Source organism: Aquimarina sp. EL_43, assembly GCF_943422735.1.
Classification (GTDB): domain Bacteria; phylum Bacteroidota; class Bacteroidia; order Flavobacteriales; family Flavobacteriaceae; genus Aquimarina; species Aquimarina megaterium.
In genome coordinates this window covers 4188014-4207936 of sequence record NZ_CALSBR010000001.1, presented here as the reverse complement: position 1 = coordinate 4207936, position 19923 = coordinate 4188014, and the positions used below count along the sequence as shown (strand labels likewise).

Sequence of the window (19923 nt, the reverse complement as noted above, 5' to 3'; positions counted from 1 at the left end):
CATAAATTTTAATGTTTATGGGGTATAAAGATTTGTATTATAAAAAGAAGAATTATGCCGAACCTAATACATGTTTTAGGTTTCCAATCATATTATCCCATAGCATTTTATTTTCATCCATTTCATCCTCTTCAGAATAATCGGTAACCATAAGAGAAACATCCTTGGTTATTTCATCAACCTGAATACGCATTTCAAAGAAGTAATCATTTCCATCATCTTCATCTTCTACCCATCTAAACTTTACCCGTTCACCACTTTTTTTACTTAAAAGTTTTGCATCTTCTTCAGAATCATCCCAGATAAATGTAAACAACTCTCCTCTGGAGTTTACATTATCTGCAAACCACTCTGAGAGTCCCGAAGGTGTAGATATATATTGATATAATAGTTGCGGTGATGACTGTACCACAAATTCAAGTTCATATTTAGTTTTTTCAGACATATCATTAATTGTTGGTAAGCCAATATATAGATTAATTACCGACTTTAAAAGTACATTGAAAAAAAAATTAATTATGCATTATTGTTTGTGTCATTCTATTTTGTTTTTATATTTGCACCCTCCTTAGCAGTACTGTAAAAAGTATTCTAATATATCAGACCTTTTTTAATGGTTTGGTTACATAGAAATAAAGGAAGATGGCGAGGTAGCTCAGTTGGTTAGAGCGTCGGATTCATAACCCGGAGGTCGGGGGATCGTGCCCCCCTCTCGCTACAAAAAAAGGTTGTCTTATTAAGACAACCTTTTTTATTTAGTTCAGAAAACACATACTATTAATCATTTATATTGTTCTCTAAAAGATTTTGGAGAAATAGATACATATTTCTTAAAAAACTTCCAGAAATAGGCAGAATCTTCAAAGTGTAACTCAAAAGCAATCTCAGATATACTTTGTCTACCAAAAATCAAAAGTCGTTTAGCTTCTAAAATGACACGTTCTCTAATCAATTCTCCTGCTGTTTTTCCTGTTGATTTCTTTACTGTATCGTTTAGATAAGTTGGTGTAATATGTAATAATGAAGAATAATAACTAACGCTTCTTTCTTTTTTATACTCTTGTTCGATTAACGCTCTAAAAGATTTTACAATCATATTTCCCGATGTGCTAACTCCAAAATCCTGATCATTATGCATCTGCCGTTGAATATGGATCATCAAAATATTAAGATGATTTTTAATAATCTGATCTTTCTCTACATAATCATTGGTAAATTCTTTCCACAGTTCTATAATACTACTACTAATTGCTTTTTCTTCTTCATTAGTTCGTACTGCTAAAAATGTATTATGTATGGCAGCATTTATAATTTCAAAACTGGTATTAGCTCCGATTTGCGATAGCAAAACATCTGGAGAAAAGTGTAGTACAAACCCTTTAAAGTCGTTAGAATTTTCGCATGCATGAACTACACCGGGGTGAATATAAAATAGTGTTCCCTTCTTCATTTCATACATTTTTTCATCTATCATAATGTTTCCACGACCATGGGTTACCCATATGATTTGAAAGAGATTAAAGTGTCGATGAGGGTGATGTACTACATTATTAACGCCGTTGGATAATTCTTCTAAGCGTCTCATATTAAAAAATGAGGCAACTTCGCCTTCTATCTTATTACCATACAAATGATAATTTGGCACCTTTTCTATTGCTTTTACAGGCCTCATGTATCCAGGTTAATTACTTTATTCTTTCTATCAATATAAGCATAATATCATAAACTTAAATTTCTTCTCCTATGCTATTAAAAACTTTTTTAAAATTAAATGCATCAGAAGTTGGTCCATATTCTTCTATATGTCTCAATTTAGATAAGGCTTCTTCTGTTGTTGGTATATGATCACTATCTACCCACCATAGGACCATATGTGGACTCTTCATTCTTTCGAACCATTTTCTACCATCCCTTACAAAATAGCTATGCACAGTGCCATAGGCAAAATCTTTAAGAGATCTAAGATCTTCCCAAACAGACATATTAATGAGCATCATATCATCTTCTAAAGGAGATTCTATATTTGCGGCAGAACTGCCATCCTCATCCTTCAATCTCCACACAAATCCTGCACTCTCATCGGCTAGTTTATTAATTGGCTCCAGAAAATCTACGAATTCTTTTAGTAGAGGAGAATCCAGCGGAGCTTTCATTTTGGCAATATTAATTTCTGCAATATACTTTGTACTCATAATTTTAATTTTTTACTGTATTGTCAGTATTAATATTCAAAATTAGAGATAGGCAGTTTATATATGTGTATAAAGAATACGGTTGTTTCTGTACTTTTTACAGAATTTTTTCTTTAAATCATAAAATAAAACCTAAATAGTAGTATACACTAATGTTCTTCTTTTAATAGTTTATGAAATACATCTGCCAATCGTATTTCTATAAACTTTACAATATCTCTTTCTGGGGTATCATTTTGATACATAGAAAACACTTTTGAGGCATTTTTCCGTTTTAGTACTTTAATATCTCCTTCTGGATATTCGATATCTTCTGGTTTTAAATTCCACTTTAATAACGATGTCAAAAGTTCGGTATGTGATTCATATCGCTTCTCTAATACTTTCTGTCTATCTAGGTCTTCCTGGTTTTTTTCTTCGGCACTATTGATTCTTGCACTTAGCACTGTAAACTCATCTCGTATCTGTCGATCAATATCCTGCGCTTCCTGAACTAGTTTTAAGTAGGATTCATATATTTTCTCATTGTAAAACGCTGCAAAGTCAAAATAAAGATTCATCGCCTTTAGGTAGTTAATAGCCACTTCTTTGTAAACTCGTTTATCCTTATCTTGGGTTTCTTCTAATTGTCCTCCCAGATCACTTAATTTTCCTCGTTTATCCATGATAAGATGGGCAAAGCCTTCTTTTTCTGGTAATGCTAATAACTCTGGAGTGATATCTGTAGGGAGCCCTTCATAACGATATTTCCTATACTGAATTTTGATAGAATCATTCGTTTCTTTTGGCCTTTTAGCTTTCTTTGGTTTCTTATTGAAATTAATTTTAGGTTTTTTTAGTCCAAATGCATAGTTATAACTAAAAGTAGCTGTAAACTCACTTAAACCTCCTGTACTACCTCCATTCCTAAACAATTGCACAGCATTAAGATTAAAATTATGTCTCTCTTTTAAGGTATACGTCACGGCTCCCCGAAGATTGGTTACACGTGTTGTAGATGTAACGCTACTAGAACTATTATATCCTGCTGATAGTCGCGCATTTAAGGTTTTTTTAAAATATCGTTTACCAATACTTATGGTAGGACCCCAGGTTGTTGCTTCTTCTTTTCCAATAGTATTATAAGTCCCATTAATCGATGTACTTATATTTAGGTTCCTTTCTGAAAAATCTATCGTATGCCCCAAATTCATATTATGAAAAGTAGAGGCATCGCCAAGTCTTACCACTCCTCCCTGTTCATTCGAAACATCATTTAATGCATAATTCATTGTGAGATTCTGGCGGGATGTTTTTTGACTAGAAAGTACATAATTAATCGTTAATGTTGCCGTTTGTGATAACTGTTTGTAATCCAAATCCTCGATCTGTTCGTCCAAAAGATCTACATCATTAATCTCATCAAACTGATTAGGCTTGATGTTAGTAAACGTACTAAAATTAGAATATGCTCCAGAAAAATTCAACCGATCTGATACAGAAAGAATCGCATTTAAGGAGCCCACCGTACGATTGGTATTATTAGCTTTCAAATTATCCAGATCATCTCTTTGATATCCTATATTAAGAGCTAAGCCCAATTTGTCATTAAAAAAAGTGTTAGAAGCATCTAATGTGATATTTTCGAAATCGTTATTAAAATAATAGGCACCCAGAGTTTCATATCCCGGATCAATACGTTCGTATCCCAAACCAAGATTTACTCGTCCTACACCATAGCCTAAACGCATTTTGATAGCAGTATAATATTCTGTAGAAGCTCGATTATTAAACAAAACAGCCATTGGAGAGATTTCAGTATTATCAACCTCCTCGGCTCGGGAATCTTTGGTAATCGCTGTAGATGCATATTCGCCCTGAAGATTAAAACTTTTGCCTAATTTAGCCTCTCCTGCTAAACTTACCACCAGGTTCTCCTGGGGTAATACATCTTTGGCTACGGGAATAGAATCAATAGAGTTTTGATCATCCTTGGCATAAAAACCTATAACACCTATTTTATATCTTTCCTTTTCAAAACTTGTTTTTAACCCGTACCCCATACGGTTATATGAAGGAACCGTTCTGGCATCTGCATTATCCTCTACTGCTTTTAATAAACGGCCACTCATAGCACTGATTTTAAACGCTCCTGGTGGGGTAAGATCTATACCCCCACCTGTAAACTGATGGCCGCTTAAGGTGTAAGGAGAAAAGGTCATACTTATATTACCGATATGGCCCGTAATCCATTTGTACTTAGGATGTAAACTAATACGATTAAAATCAAACGGCAATTGATAGCCTAAATTCTCCCCTTGATTCGAAAAACTATACGAAATCGGAATAGAAAAACTATAAATATTAATATTAAGGGCTCCTTGTAAAAAATAAGTAAAAGGCTCTCTGTTATTATTTTGGTTCGAATTGTAATACACACCACTGGCAGAAATCTGGCCACTTACTTTTAAAGGCTTACTCTGAGTGATCGTTTCATAATCCAGTGTTTGTGCAATAGATAAAAATGGAAATACCAAAAACACTAATAAGCCCCATGAACGCTTTCTATAATTGAGATTATACAAAATTAATTGTAGTAGATTTTCTGTGATATCTTCTTTATTACTAACGAAGCCTAACATGAGATGTTAATAAAAAATAACCAGATTAAAAAAATGAACCCTATTTTGTTTCTACTAAAAGTTATTTTATACATCATTACCAGACCTCTAGTTTTATAGATTCACAATCAATCTTATCTGTTAAAAAAGATGTATATCAATATCCTTTTGCACTAATTACTATATTCCATATATTAAAGCCTCTCGTAGTAAGTTCTTCTACAATTCTACTTAATGAATTTACACTAGGCTCATAATGCCCACTTCTTCTATCAATAATTAAGTCACCTCGGTAAAAATGAAATTGCCCTGCAGTTACCACTTTTCCTCCCTGTAGAAAACTAGAATGTTGCATTATATTTTTTTTATGTATTCCTGCATAAATTTTACCATTTGCTTCCATTACAAAAATGAGAGGGTCTTTTTTATTTAATCCATCATGATTAGATAATCTCCCTAGTTTTTGATTATATAATTCTCCATTTTCTAAGTACACTTCGTAAGGTTTTCGCTCTGTTCTATTTGATAATTGTATTAAATTTGGTAGTAATTCATCCAATTCTGTATGAATATTTGGGTAATCGGCTATATATTTTTCCCCCGAAGACCACATTTTTTCACCTTTTATAGCAGGATCTAACCCAAATATTCTAGCTAGTTTCTGTACGTTCTTTTCTCTAGTTACAGCTTCCACCCAATTGATACAGATTTTATTTTCAGAGTCTTGAGAGAATTGGGTATATTCATTTATTTGCTGTCTTATTTTTTCTATAAGTATAGGGTTCTCATATCTATAATAGGTATCTATCCATTTATCCCACCCCATATCTTTTATTTCTTTTGATAGGTTTTGAGAACCAATTCTAATATATTTCTCGTCAAAATGATTATCTATTAACGACAAAATTGCAATATGACACCGTATCTCTTCCTGTACTTTTGCATTTTTAAGAATCACCCAGGCATCTATGAGATCAGGGGTAACTTCTAAGGCATCCCGAAGATCTACATATTCTATAACGTCATCTACTAAATCATCTTCATACTCATGGCCAGGAACCATATTAAAGATATCATTACCTGAGATTTCTTTTCGTACAGAAATTTCGATACTATCATCATCTATTTTAGTAAGCACAATATGCTCAAATTCGGGTATATATGCCCAATGCTCTGCAGTAGTATGACTTAAAGCCTCTTTTATAGTCATTTTTTCTTCAATCATACTTTTAAAAACATCATAATCGGGATGTTCTTTTTTCCATACGATTTGTACTATATCTATTGCATTCACACCTCCTAACCTTGTAAAAGCATTATCGATCGTTTTTATATCTAATGATTTTTCTAATATCGCAGGAGTATATTCTTTAAGATCTGCAACAAGTTTTCGCTCATTAAGGTAACATAACATAAAAGGGGCTTTAGGTTTCCCGTGAGGGTCCATCATCGCATATGATAGTATTTTTTCGTACTGCTGTGTTTCTACTACTACTTTTCGGTACAGCTCAAGTCCTTTGAGATTTATCTTTGTATAATCACCTGTATCTATAGCAATGTCTCCTCTTTTCCATCTTTCCCAGCCTATATTTCTAATATCTGTTGAAATTTTATCAGGTAATATTTCTGGATTTTCTTCCATAAACTTACTAACCACAAAGAACTCATTGTTCTGATTTAATCGTATAGACTCATCAACTTCTGCGTTATATAAAATTTTCCAAATACTTACATTTTTTGAATCTCCTATCAACTCAAAAATGAGCTTTTGGCTCTGAACATTTTTAAAATCAATCTCTAAAGCATTTCTATAAACCTCTTCAACTAATTCTAAAATAGAGTCATAAGTTATTATTCTTACGGGTACAAAGTGTAGTCCCATTTCTTGCAGTGCTCTATACCTGTAGTAACTACTCTTGTCAAAAATTTTGAAAGTATTATCAGGTAATTCGATTATTTTAATAGCATTATCCATAAAAAAACCGATCAATGAGAAGTTTTCTTGTTGCTTTTTTATTTTAGACATATCGTCTTCAAATCCAGAAAAAGAAAGTTTGTCAATGTGGAGAGGTTTTCGGGTATCATCATAACTTCCAATAATAGTTATCAGTGCATGTGATTTTATTATCTCAGGATTCTTAGAATATTCGGGATAATCTTTTAACATTAACCAGGATTGAGCTAATTTTTTTCGCTCTAAATCATTATCTGCTGTTCTAAATAAATCTCCTATATCCGAATTCTTGTCTACAAAATTTACGAATTCGTCATTTACTTTTTTGGTCCAACCTTCAATATCATTTGTATACTCCCAAACAGGGTTTTCTAATTCTATACCCATATTTCTTTTGGCTATATATATTAGCTCGTCAATAACGTTATAATTGTTCGCTATATTTGCTTCAATAAACTCCGGAGAAGAAACATTAAAAAATAGGATCGGATCTGCGATAACAACTGTTCCATTTTTGGCTATTAAAAATTGTAAATCTGTAATTACAAACTCTTTTTCATCTATTTTTTCCCGAATTGTTTGTAACTCCTCTATACTTGTAGCATTAAGCATATTAGATTCACTTGATTTAAGAACATGATTGCTAGACTCCTCATAACGTTTCATCACTATAGCAGGCTTACTATTATGTGTTGTTTTCTGTAAGATTTCTACTATGGGATATCCCTTCTCTGATAATATTTTTAGTGCTTTTAATTCTTTATTAAGAATACTGGTAGAATTTTTATCCTTCAATATTGAAATAACCTTATCCGGCTCTCCCTTAATCGAAAAAACTTCTTTATATTCTCCATATCCAATTCTATCAAGGAGTTTTACATCTTTATATGATTTTTCTCCTGGTTTTAACTTAGAAATCTTCCATAAAGGCCCTGTAGAAGAATTGCCTTCTAATGAGGCTACCCATGTCTCCCAATTACCTTTTTGATGAATATCATTTGAAATCCAATTCCATTTTTTATCAGGATTTTGTTGACTATAATTTTGTAGAAAATCCAGATTTTCTTTAGTACATTCGATTTTTAAATCATGTAATACCTTCCACCCTTCAAGTGCTTCGTTATCGACAAAATAACCAGGAAACTTTTCTACATCTTTTCTTAATGATTCTATATATTCTGGTCTTACTGATTCTATAGGAGTTTTAACAAATTCTGGTTTAACAACAATTAAATCGGTTGGTGAGGAATTTTTGATTTTATCAACAATACTGGGGGCAATCTTTACAAATGGGTATTTATCTTTTACCCATTTGCCTGTTGGTGTTGATAGGGCTGCTTGTTCTGGTGTTAAACCATTTAACAAGTTCTCTTTAAAACTATCAAAATTGTCAGAAAGTTCGCGATTAATAAACTTATCGGGGACTCTATCAATCGTATTGGTTCCTCCCAGCCTGTCAAAAGCATAGTGAAACATCCCTTTACCAATTCCTTGATTTTTTAACTTAAATTTATCTTCAATATTTACGAATTGAATAAGTCTTCCATTTCTTAGTTCGAAACTGGCTATTTCATGAATCTCATTTTCAAAATCTATTGAGAATGTAATTACATTTTTTGCAGAGTCATCAATAATAATAGGGGTATTATTTTTTCCTAATTTTATGATATTCTTATAATCGTCATCTGCTACTGCTGTTAGATTTTTTTTCCAAGCATTAGCTAATTTTATTTTCTCTATATCATCTACAGCATCTTCAAATAGTTTTGCTATCTCGGGAGTTTTTGCTACAAAATCTTGTAATTCTTGTATTAAATCGGAGTCCCAGCCTTCTACATTATTTAAAAAAGCAAAAGAATTATCTACACTAATATTTCCCTTCGTAAAATGTATTTCAATATTTATAGTTCCATTTTTAATTTTCTCAATAGTTTCTTGAGATATTCTTTCAATTTTATAACCAAGCTTATTTATAAATTGTCCAATTTCTGTAGAAAGAATACTTGTATTAAAATCAATATTATTATTAAGAGCATCTTTAATCGTATTAAAATCATTATCCTTTTCAGTAGTCTGTCTTAACACTAGTTTTATTTTATCAAATTCAGAACCACTATTCAGTCTATTAAAAGCATCTTTAAATACATCAAAATTTATTTTTTGAGCATCTCCAGAGATATTCAATACTGCTGTAAATACTTGGTAATTTATTTTAAATTCTGCCATCGGCATGAAAGCATCCGGATCTGAAAAATATCGTAATCCATTATTTTCTGAGAGGATATACATTTCTACCTTCTCCTTTCCTAATTTTTTAACTATATATTTTACTCCACCTATTGTTATAGTTTCATCTACATTATTAAGTATATTTTCTAAAGTATTAATCCATTTTTGCAGTCCTTTTATCTCAATATCTCTGACTATTTCAGTTATTTTTATTTCAGGGTTATTTTTAAGATAGAGATTAAGTAAACTATAATATTTTACTTTGTCTTCTACAGTAATATTTTTAAATAATTCTGTCTTTCTAAAAACTTCCCATATTTCTATACTAAGAGGATAAATGCATAATAGGTCAAACAATACTGAGTTTTCAGTATGTTCCAACTCTTTTTTTAATACAGTTTTAGTCATATCATCATCCAACACACTATCCACTAAATCATTAATATGTCGATCTCTCCATCCAGGAAATTCTTTATCCATCATTCTAACAGCTCTAAGTCTGATTTCTGATATAATTGTTTCTGAAGTTTCTCTGAAAGTTCCTTTGTAGTAACCAGATAACATAGAAACTTCTATATAATAGAAAATTTGGTTTCTAAGTGAAGGTTGCACAGATTCATACGGAATAATTGAAATTGGAATATCAATTTGACCAAGGTTTTTCATTGCTTGTAGTCTGTGATGACCGTCCTTCATTAATAAAGTTCCATCTGGTAATTTAAATACTTCTATTGGGGGTTCATCTAAACTATATCCGTTTCTTAAAAAACTTGCTTCTAATTTAGAAATATCTTTTTCTTTACCTATTCCTGGGACAGGATGCATTAGTGTGAGATTATCAATTTCAACTAGTTCTATAGATTCATCATATACTCCTATACGTTTTACTTTAATATGAGATTTTAAAACTTTACTTCGTGATCTAAACTGAGGGTATTTATATAATTTTTTCCACACTTCAGCATAAGCAATCTGTTCATCATAATCAGCTTCGATAAACAGTTCTTTTAATTCATTGGTGGTAGTAACCTTATCTATAAATTCTTGTTTTGTGAGCTTGTCCCAATCATCACCCAAATCTTCTGTAAATCGTAACCAATCGTCTCCTGCATCACCACTCACTCCGTGGCTACCATCACTACCTTTCATGATATGAATCCATCGATCTTTTGGAGAGATTCCTTCTACAGTATATCCTTCTGGGATTGCCAATGATAGTTCGGGAGCATACATACCACTGTTTCCTGGTTTTATAATGGCATCATGAGCTACTTTGATAATTTTTCCTGTTATTTTAATCGTAAATAATATTTCTTTGCCAATCATCACCACCCCATCTTTGGTAATGGTGTATCCTTTTTTCATCAGCTTTACAATCGGCTTTGTTATATTTAGTTTTTTACCTGTTATTTTTCGTAAAAAATCCATGGGTTCGAGTACCCATCTAAGAAAAGTTAAAAAGTCTTTGGCTACTTTTGGGATTGTACTGGCTCCTCCAGAGAGTATTCCTACAGCAACCGCAAAAACAATATTTCCTGTAAAATAATAGACTCCTGTATAATCCCCTAGTTCTGCTACTTTATTGTATTCTTTATCCCACATCGCTTGTAATTGATTACTTGCCAGCATCCATACAAAATCACGTATTTCGGGTTGTTTTAACAGACCAGTTATTTTATGTACTGTTTCTGTTACTTCTTTTCTGTATCCATCGTCAGAGAGAATACGTTTTGCAAAAAGCTTCAAATCCATAATCTTTCCTGCGAGATCTGGTACGGTAGCCAAAGTATCAACCAATCCATTATAAGCACCAGTAATTAGAGCAAGAGAGTGTTGAATATATGCTACTTGGGTTTCTATAATAGGAATTCCTTCTACCAGGCTTTCGATTTCTTTAAAATAATAACCCGGCGAAGCGCTATCCCAGAATTCTTTAGGAATCTTTGTTGCTTTTATTCCATCGGCAAGCCCACCAAAAACAACACTACCAAACTGTGTTATGATGATTTCCATCTCTAACATGATCAACAATGCTTTCTCTGAGGAAAATCCTTCACTAAAAACAAGATCTCCAAATTCCTGAATACGTCTGCTTAGTGTAGGATCAAGATTAAGTATAGTACCATTACGATATATATTTTGTTGGATAACTTTCTCTTCATCATCAATATGAATCCTAATAATAGAACCTCTATAATTTCCTTCACTTAATACTTTATCAATCTCTGCTATACGTTTATTAGGTGTATACGCATCTGTTAATACTACTTTATAGTTATCTTTTACATTTTTATATCCGCTTAAGTGTTCTTCAAGCTGACTTTTATAACTATAAAAAAGCCCCGTATAATCATATACTCTCTGATCATTATTTGTACTGGGTACAAATGGGTTTAATTCTTTATTATTACGATCTTGTTGATACCATTTCTCTAGAACTTCTATGTTATTGTATGTATATACATAATCAATATTAGGAGCGTCATCGTCCCAATATTTTTTTACTGCTGCTTTATATCGATTTAGATAATCTCGGGCAGATTCTTGATTGATATTTTTTTTGTCATCTATAAAAAAACCAATAGCTCCTCCTTGTTTCAGTGCTTTTTTAATACGTGCCCTTTGTTCTTTCTCAAAATTTTTCATGGTGAGGGATTGAGCACGCCAGGTATTAAGAAATACTTGATCCTTTACCCCTTCTGAATAAAAAATCTGAAAAAAACCAAGCACATGAATCGATATAGGTTTTTTGGTTCCTGTACTAATTGATTTATTAATGGTACCATATAGCTTATTTAATGCTTCGGGGACCTCTTTTTTAAGATCTCTTTGATGTTCTTCGAGTTGGATATTATTTAAGACACTTAGCTTGGTACTAGAACTAATTTTTGTATCTACAACTACTCTACCTATATCCAGGTTAATACCAATATACATTGGAGCAACCAAACCCTGATTTATTCTTTTCAGTTCATCATTCAATTTTTTGAACTGCTCTTGTTTATTCTGGTAATTTTCTGCCCACACATATTCTTGTACCTTTTCTATTGGAAGATCAATATTTTTAGTAAAATAAATATACTGATTGCAAGAAGTGTCTCCATTGCTTCGATTCAATTCATTAGTATCTAACAAACTGTTTAACTGCTGTTTTCCGTAGACGATAATTTCTTCCTGGCTAAATAATTTTCCTTTGGGTAATGACTCTGAACTATAAGCATAGATAAATCCAAAGCTCCATATCAAAAGAGATATGATAACATGTCTCTTCATTGGCCTGTATCTATTGTTTATATTATTTTGATGATCTAAAATCTTCATTATACTCATACTCATTTTAGTCATTTTAATTTCCTTTTTCTACAGCATAAGCCGCTTGTTGTACGATTTCTGAAATTTCTTTATACAATATCTCTTTTACTACTATTATAATTTCTGATCGAGGAGTTGAAGCTTTTTTTTGATTGTAGATATATACTCCTATAGCTTCGTTTGATTTTTTTAATGACAATGCTAGTTTTTCACGTTCTCCTTCATTACTATAATGCTCTGAAAAATACCTGGATACAATTGCTTTGTTATAGTCTATTTCTACATTAAAATATTCTCGAAGTTTTTGCTGTGTTTTTTCAGGAATTTCTATCTCAGAAATTAACTGTGGTTCTCCTATCATTTCTATCGTTATATCAAGTTCGTCTTCTTCTACAGAAGCAATAACATCTTGCGTTATCTCTACATCAGCTATTGCTTGTTTATATGCCTTATCCAACGCTTCCTGATAAATAATAATGTTATTTTCTTCATTCTCTTTAGAGATTGATTTGAGAGCTTCCTTAAGAATTTTTGAGGCTTCTGATAAGAATTCTTTTACATCCTGGATAGCAACTTCGTACTCTTCTTTTGCATCTTCTAATGCCTCTTCTGCTTCTTTTATAGCTTCTTTATCTCCCGACTCTTTTGCATCTTCTAATGCCGATTGGGCATTTTGTAGTTTGTCATCTGCAGAAATCAAATTGTTTTCTAGTGTGACTGGTAAATTTTCATTCAGATTATTCATCAATTGATCGTGATATTCATGCCACTCTCCAGAGGATAATAATTCATCCATATTTTCTATCAATTCTGTAATAAGCTTACCTGTTGTGTTTGCTAAATCTTTAATCACTTCTATCTCATCCCCAATATCATCTACATTACTCCAGGTTACATCATAGGTGGTCTCTACCATTCCTTTGATTAACTCATAATCCGTATTAATAGCAATTCCTTTAAAAACCACACCTACATTAATATCATTAAGGTATGGGATTTTGATCCACCCCATCCCAGTAAAATTGCCATTACTACCAGATGCCTCATGAACCAATACAGGAAAATCTCCTGCTGTAAACGTATCTCCTGATACTAACTCTGGTAATAGTTTCTGATTTTCAATCTTGATCTCTGGTGTGATCCCACAATTATAAGTGCTCTCCCCATCTTCTATCTGGGTTGTGAATTCATAAATCTGTGAATAGGTGTATGGACCATTTTCCTGGCATTGCCCTCCTACTCTAAACTCATACGTAGTACCTGGGGTTAGTTTATAAATCGTCGTTTCTTCTTCTAAGATGGGTCTTTCACTACCAAACCATACCGCATTTTCTACATCTTTCTTACGATATTCTACTATATATTGCTTGTGTTGTACACCTTGCCAGGTAATTTTTTCCTGAACAGAGCTTACTCCTTTGGCCATGATAAATTGAGGATCTACACAATCCCCAGCATAAGTAAAATGAAAAATCTCACTATATCCATCATTTTTAAAAACTGCACTTTTAGTAATTCCATCACTTACAATAGCTCGAACCCGCCATCCATATTTCTTATCGGGTAGTAGCATGGTCTCGCCAGGACCATAGAGTAAAGTTGTTGCATAGGTAGTGGTATGGTAAATAGGACGACTTGCTAAAAAAGCAGCCTGGGGATTCATACCATTATCCCATAATTCTGCTAGTGTAAACTCATACTCTACATTAGTAGCGTTAAGATGACGAGGAGTCCACTGAAAAATGATATTTTGTGGATCGCGAACCACTACTTGTTCATCTCGTTTGGGGAGATTTAAAAAAGGAGGATCATTAAGTAACAGATATGCAGCAACACAACTTTTGCGAGAAAGTTGTTGTCCTGATTTTATATCATACACTTCAAAACAGAAACGGTATAAACCTTCTGGTAAAGGGGTATTATATTGTTGTAGAGTAACCCCTCTTAGATTCTGAAGAGAAAAATAAGGACGTAAATCTAGATTGCTTAGTCGTAATGAAGTCCCTCCATCCAAAAAAATAGGAGGCGCTCCTAATACCACATCACTACTTTGAATCGATAATCCCGCATTATTCTCTATAAATAATTTTAAACGAACCTGCCGATTAAACGTGTTAATATCGGTAAGGTATAAGTTTACTATTAGTTTTTCTGTAGTAATCGTTTCGTATTCTGATAATCTAAGACTATAAGGAGGAATTAATTGAGGTGTAACCTGCACAGGTTTTTGTTGTGAAACTGCACTCCATGACACTACAAGAAATACCAGTAAACACTCAAATTTATTACCCATTTTTGATATCATTTTTTTCATAAACTTTTGTATCCCTCTTTTTCTAACCTCAACTAATTTTGTCTATACTCCTTTAAGTATTACTGTGCTTCTTTCTGTACTTTTATATCAACCAAAATGTAAGATTCCTGTCCTGCTTCTACGTATTTTTTGATTTTTATAGCGCCTTTCTTTCCTTCTTGTGTCTGGAACAAAACAATCCTTGGTACAGTACTGTTATCAAAATCTTTTAATCCCTCAGGAGTTTCATCTACTATTAAATTTTGAAATAAAGTATCGTCCTCTATAGTATCAAATTGTAACGCTGTAAATGATGCACTACAATTACAAGATTCTTGTGAATTGATAAATTTTGTTTTTTTTGCGTTCTCGATATCGGGAAATGTAGTATCTGAAAGATCGTCTGGGCTAGTAAATCGATTGGTATTAAAACTATTACTAAATCCATAGTATACTAAATCGATTGTAGCGGCTGTTTTATCATCAATCTCATTCGCAGTATATACTCGTCGATCTGCTATACTATAAAAACTACCTATAGTATGGTTAAGGTGCGCTGTATTAATTCCTAGTTTAACATCTGAAAAAGTTCTAAGGTTTGTATTCTTAAAGACTTCTATTTCTTTTGTTATTATTTTTACCTCTTTACCATTTGAAGCTGTTACCGCAATAGGATATATCCCTGGTATTGTATATACTATTTCCTCTGGATCTTCTTGATTAGAAATTGATGGTATCGCTCCCGGGAAATCCCATTGGTATGTAGTAGTGCTAATTGCTGTTTTTTCTATATTTACATGTACTGGCACCTGATAATCATCATCGTTATATGCTACAGTATAGGTAAAATCAACATCAAGATATGGAGATACAATTATTGTTTTTTCGAAATTATAACTCTCCCGATCACTACTGGCTTCTAGTTTAACCTTATGTTCTCCTGGTGTTTTAAATAGTATTTGTCCTGGATCTTCTTTTGTAGAGTTTTCTGGTATTCCTCCTTCAAAAGTCCAGTAAAACTGATTTGCCCCCGTGGTAGTATTTTTAAAAGTATAAGCTGCCGGCGAAAAATTATTTTTGATATTAGTTATTTCAAAACCAATATAAATAGGTTCATCTACTTGTATTGGGATGCTTTTGGTATCATTAGAACCATCTTGATTAGTGGCAGTGAGCTCTATGACATATTCTCCTTTATTAGTATAACTAATCACTCCAGGATTACGAGAGTTTGAAAAAGATGGTTCTCCTCCTTCAAAATGCCATTCGTACAATTCGGCACCCTCTGTCTTATTGTTAATTAATACTTTTACAGGTACAGAATAATCGTCTTTTGCTACTTCAAAATCAAAGTCGACTGTAACAGGAATAGCAGTCTCCTTAGCGCAACTAATTAATATTATTCCAACACTATATAGCAGTATTTTCTTTATCATACCAATCATTTTGAGTTAGAGTTTGATTTTCTTTTATTCGACCACTAATTTTCTGGTTTCTGATCCATGAGAAGTTTCTAATACAACCAAATATATTCCTGGAGCCATACTTAGACTATGTTTAAATTCATAACCATCTGCTCCTTTTGCTTCTTGCTGATCTATTATTGTAGATATAAGATTCATTATTTTTACACGTATATTTGATGGTTCTGCCAGATTGACTTTAATAGAAAAATCTCCATTACTTGCATTGGGAAATATTAAAAACTCTTCTATAAATTTTTCATTTCCAAAATCTTCAGAAAAGCCTTGTCCTGGCTCTATGATGATGGGTTTAGTTAAGGATATAGAACATTCCTCATTTTTATTATAAGAAGTTAATGTGGTATAGTATGTCTTAGGAATATCAGATTCTTCAAAACTTAAAATGATTTTTTCTTTAGTTTCTTCAACAATATTTGCTCCTTCAGAAACAACCCACTCAATACGTTCTCCGATAGGATTACTTGTATTTATTACTTCGACCTGCTGGTCCGAAAATGAATATGTAGAATACAAAAAATCTGCATCTATTGGGTTATCCGATACTGTGATTACAACCTCATCTGTACCTATACATCCAATTCCTGTGGTTACTGTAGCGGTATACGTTCCCGAATCTATTAGTTCTACAGTAGGTGTATTACTACTATACCCTGTATCAGAAACCCACGAATACGTTGCATTAGGATCATCGATAGTAATATCAAATACTACAGATTGCCCCCTGCAAATTGAAAGGTCATTACCCAAGACGACCTCAACAACTTCGGGGGCAATCAATGTCTCTTCGTACACTTTTGTGCATCCTATAGCATCATTTACTTCTACTACATATGTTCCTGATGATAATCCGCTAATATCTGCTGAAGTAGCAATAACTTCAGACGTTCCTTTTTTGGTCCACATATAGGTATATGGTTCTGTTCCTCCTTTGGGTAATACTGTTATCGAACCATCTTTACTAGTTGCGCATAGAGGGTCTACATGAGAAATAACATCTATCTCGATCCCGCTAATTTCTTCAATGATCACTTTTCCTGTAGTAGTACAATAATTAGAATCTGTTACCACCACAAAATATTTACCAGCACGAACATTGGTTATCTCCTGGGTAGTTGCCCCTGTACTCCACTCATATGTATATGGTCCTGTAGCACCAGACATGATTACTTTTGCTGTACCATTGGGTTCATCACATGTTCCTGGTATAGTTTCAAAACGTTCTACAACAATAGGATCGGGTTCTTGTATGATAGTACTACCTTCTACAATACAATTATTTTTATCTTTTACAATTACGGTATATTCTCCATAAGGTAAATTCTCTATTTTCTGAGTAGTTGCTCCCGTGCTCCAGAGATACGTATATGGAGCTGTATCCCCAGACATGACCACTTCTGCAGTACCTATTGCGCCTCCACAATTGGTTCTCGTAGTCTCAATACGTTCTATGGTAATTGGATCTGGTTCTTGTATCACAACTGTATCTGTTATTTTACAATTTTTAGCATCTGTAACTGTTACCGTATATGTATCTGCTTTTAAGCCTTCTATTTTCTGAGTAGTTTCTCCTGTGTTCCATAAATAGGTGTATCCTGCTGTCCCGCCATTTACCTGTACTGTCGCAGAACCATTTGATCCACCACAAGTAGCTCTTGTGGTATCAAATGTGACACTTAATATTTGGGGTTCGATAATATCTACTATATCTTCTAGGGTACATCCATTTGCGTCTGTAACAGTTATTGTATAGTTTCCAGCATACAAATTTGTTACAGTTGCCTGCTCAGATATGACTAGACCGTCACTATTTTTCCATTCATAGGTGTATGTATCTTTTCCTGTTCCACCGGTAACTCTTACTGTAGCAGAACCATTAGCTCCTCCATGACATAAAGGTATTGTTGTTTCAAATTCTAGATGTAATGCTTCTGGTGATGATATATCAATTGGCATCATCACTTCAATATTATTTTTATCTTTTACAAATACAGCATAAGTCCCTGCTTGAAGTGAGCTAATTGTTTTGGTATTCTCTAGTTGTGGTAAATCTACCCAAACTCCATTTTCTAATTTTTTCCAGGAATAATAATATAGTAGAAAATTTGTATCTAAGTTTGGAGTATAAGGTACTCCTCCTTTGGCAGTAGCTAGTAATACCCCATCACTTCCTCCTGAGCAGGAAATAGTCGAGGTAATTTCTAATGCAACTTCTAACATTTCGGGTTGATCTAAGAAAATATTATCAATGAGTGCAGAACAATTTGATTTATCCGAAATTTCTAATGCATACATTCCCGAAGGTATACTATGTAATCTTACTACATATCCCAGATTATTAGGCAAGACTTCTGTTTCTATCGTTGTAAAAACCTGACCTGGATTATTTTTATTTATCCACTTAAACGTATAGGTACCATTAGTGTATGGGGTTCCTCCTTTTATAATTGCTGTAATACTCCCATCACTGCTACCATTAGCTATAGGCTCTTTTAAATCGGTAACTTGAGCATCTATAGCTATTGGTGACTTTATAGTTGCTTCTTTTATGATAGGATTTCCATTTATTAAGGCAATGCAACCTTTACCATCACGTATCTGAATTTGATATGTATCTGCTGAAAGTCCTGTGATTATAGATTGATTTCCTGCTGTAAAGTTATTCCAAACAATTCCCCAAGGGTCACTATTTTTTTTTATTAAGTATTGGTATGTTCCTCCTCCTCCTGAAGCCGATATTGTAATCGTTCCATCTTTTGTATTTTGGCAACTTAGATCGGTAACATGCTCTGGCAATATGGGATCAAAAACTACTGGAGTAGGGTTTTCTATAGAAAATATGCTAAAATGTGCATCAGAACCTGAATATGTAGAATGTCCATCATAAAACCCTAAAAGTTTTATTCTATACTTACCATCATATTGTGTTTGAGGAGTAATACCTGTTAGCGTATATGTATTATTAGGTGTTAATGTCAACTCTTCTATAGTAGGAGATTCGTTATATATTACAACACCATTATCTTTATGTGCAGAAATTATGGATAATTTCTCACTTGTGTACAAAGCTCTAGAGAAGGTAAACTCTATACTTCCTGTATCCCCAATACAATCTGGATTAGTGACTTGTGTAGCAATAATAGTAGGTGCAGAAGGGACTACCCGATAAATAACTTCTGGAGCATAACTACTACCACAGTATTTAATTCTGAATCTTACTGTCTCCCCAAGAAAATTCTGGGCGCTGGGAAAAAGATCTAATGCACTAGCTCCATTTTCATTTTCACCCAAAATATATCGTCCATTGTGAGTAGTCTTAATAGTAGCCCAATTGCTATCTTCCAACTTATATTCCCAATTATATACATCAGAAGAGAATCCTTCTGGTGCTTTTATGATTACCTTCTGGTCTAGAGGTAAAAAATATTCATTATCATCCGGAGGAAGAATTTTGACTTCAGGGCGAATATTGATATCCAGTCGAGCATATCCTCCAATTCCGTTACCTAAATCTTTTAGAGGTATCGCAAGATTACTGGCCTGATAACAACTCGAAATTTTTAATGTCCCCTCTGCAGAACCAGGTTTTCCAGTACCATCAAAAGTTCCCTGCCAGCTAAGAAAAATGTATATCTCATCTGCAGACGCTTCTATTTCTTGGTTTTGTACATCTACCTCAATTGATATTCCTCCTGATATACTATTGGTAGCTATTGTTTTACCTCCCATAGTCATTCGATAATATAACCCCACATTATCTTCATTCCCTCCCAAATGTCCTGTTATGGTAGCTATATGCTTTTGTCCATAGGATATTACAGTGATCAATACGCATCCTAGTATTACTATTACGTTTTTCATA

8 protein-coding genes and 1 tRNA gene are annotated in these 19923 nt (G+C 33.2%); 1 reads left to right on the top strand and 8 read right to left on the bottom strand.

What is annotated here, in order from left to right; all coding sequences use genetic code 11:
• Positions 1-52: 52 nt before the first annotated feature.
• A complete protein-coding gene (locus NNL09_RS17990; RefSeq protein ID WP_025666981.1) occupies positions 53-445 on the bottom strand; it encodes an START-like domain-containing protein in 393 nt (130 codons plus the stop codon).
• A gap of 199 nt (positions 446-644) precedes the next feature.
• Here NNL09_RS17990 and NNL09_RS17985 point away from each other — a divergent pair.
• Positions 645-718, top strand: a tRNA-Met gene (locus NNL09_RS17985).
• Positions 719-781: 63 nt separating this feature from the next.
• On the opposite strand, the gene NNL09_RS17980 is transcribed toward NNL09_RS17985, so the two are convergent.
• The 7 genes from NNL09_RS17980 to NNL09_RS17950 all read right to left on the bottom strand — a co-directional run bounded on the left by NNL09_RS17980 (position 782) and on the right by NNL09_RS17950 (position 19922).
• Complete coding sequence (locus tag NNL09_RS17980; RefSeq protein ID WP_196910365.1) at positions 782-1672, bottom strand: AraC family transcriptional regulator; 891 nt, start codon at positions 1670-1672, stop codon at positions 782-784.
• Positions 1673-1727: 55 nt separating this feature from the next.
• Positions 1728-2192, bottom strand: a complete 465-nt coding sequence (locus tag NNL09_RS17975; protein ID WP_035096518.1) for a DUF3291 domain-containing protein — start codon at positions 2190-2192, stop codon at positions 1728-1730.
• 149 nt (positions 2193-2341) lie between these two features.
• Positions 2342-4813: a hypothetical protein gene (locus NNL09_RS17970; RefSeq protein ID WP_231389179.1), complete on the bottom strand. Its 2472-nt coding sequence runs from the start codon at positions 4811-4813 to the stop codon at positions 2342-2344.
• A gap of 136 nt (positions 4814-4949) precedes the next feature.
• Positions 4950-12311 carry a hypothetical protein gene (locus tag NNL09_RS17965; RefSeq protein WP_196910366.1) on the bottom strand — a complete coding sequence of 2454 codons (7362 nt, stop codon included), beginning with the start codon at positions 12309-12311 and terminating at the stop codon, positions 4950-4952.
• 10 nt (positions 12312-12321) lie between these two features.
• Positions 12322-14580, bottom strand: coding sequence for a hypothetical protein (locus NNL09_RS17960; RefSeq protein ID WP_196910367.1), 2259 nt, complete (start codon positions 14578-14580; stop codon positions 12322-12324).
• An 80-nt stretch (positions 14581-14660) separates the two neighbouring features.
• Positions 14661-16016, bottom strand: coding sequence for a PKD domain-containing protein (locus NNL09_RS17955; protein WP_196910368.1), 1356 nt, complete (start codon positions 16014-16016; stop codon positions 14661-14663).
• A gap of 33 nt (positions 16017-16049) precedes the next feature.
• Positions 16050-19922 (bottom strand): T9SS type A sorting domain-containing protein, encoded by a 3873-nt coding sequence (locus NNL09_RS17950; RefSeq protein WP_196910369.1) that lies wholly within the window; start codon positions 19920-19922, stop codon positions 16050-16052.
• Position 19923: the final 1 nt, after the last annotated feature.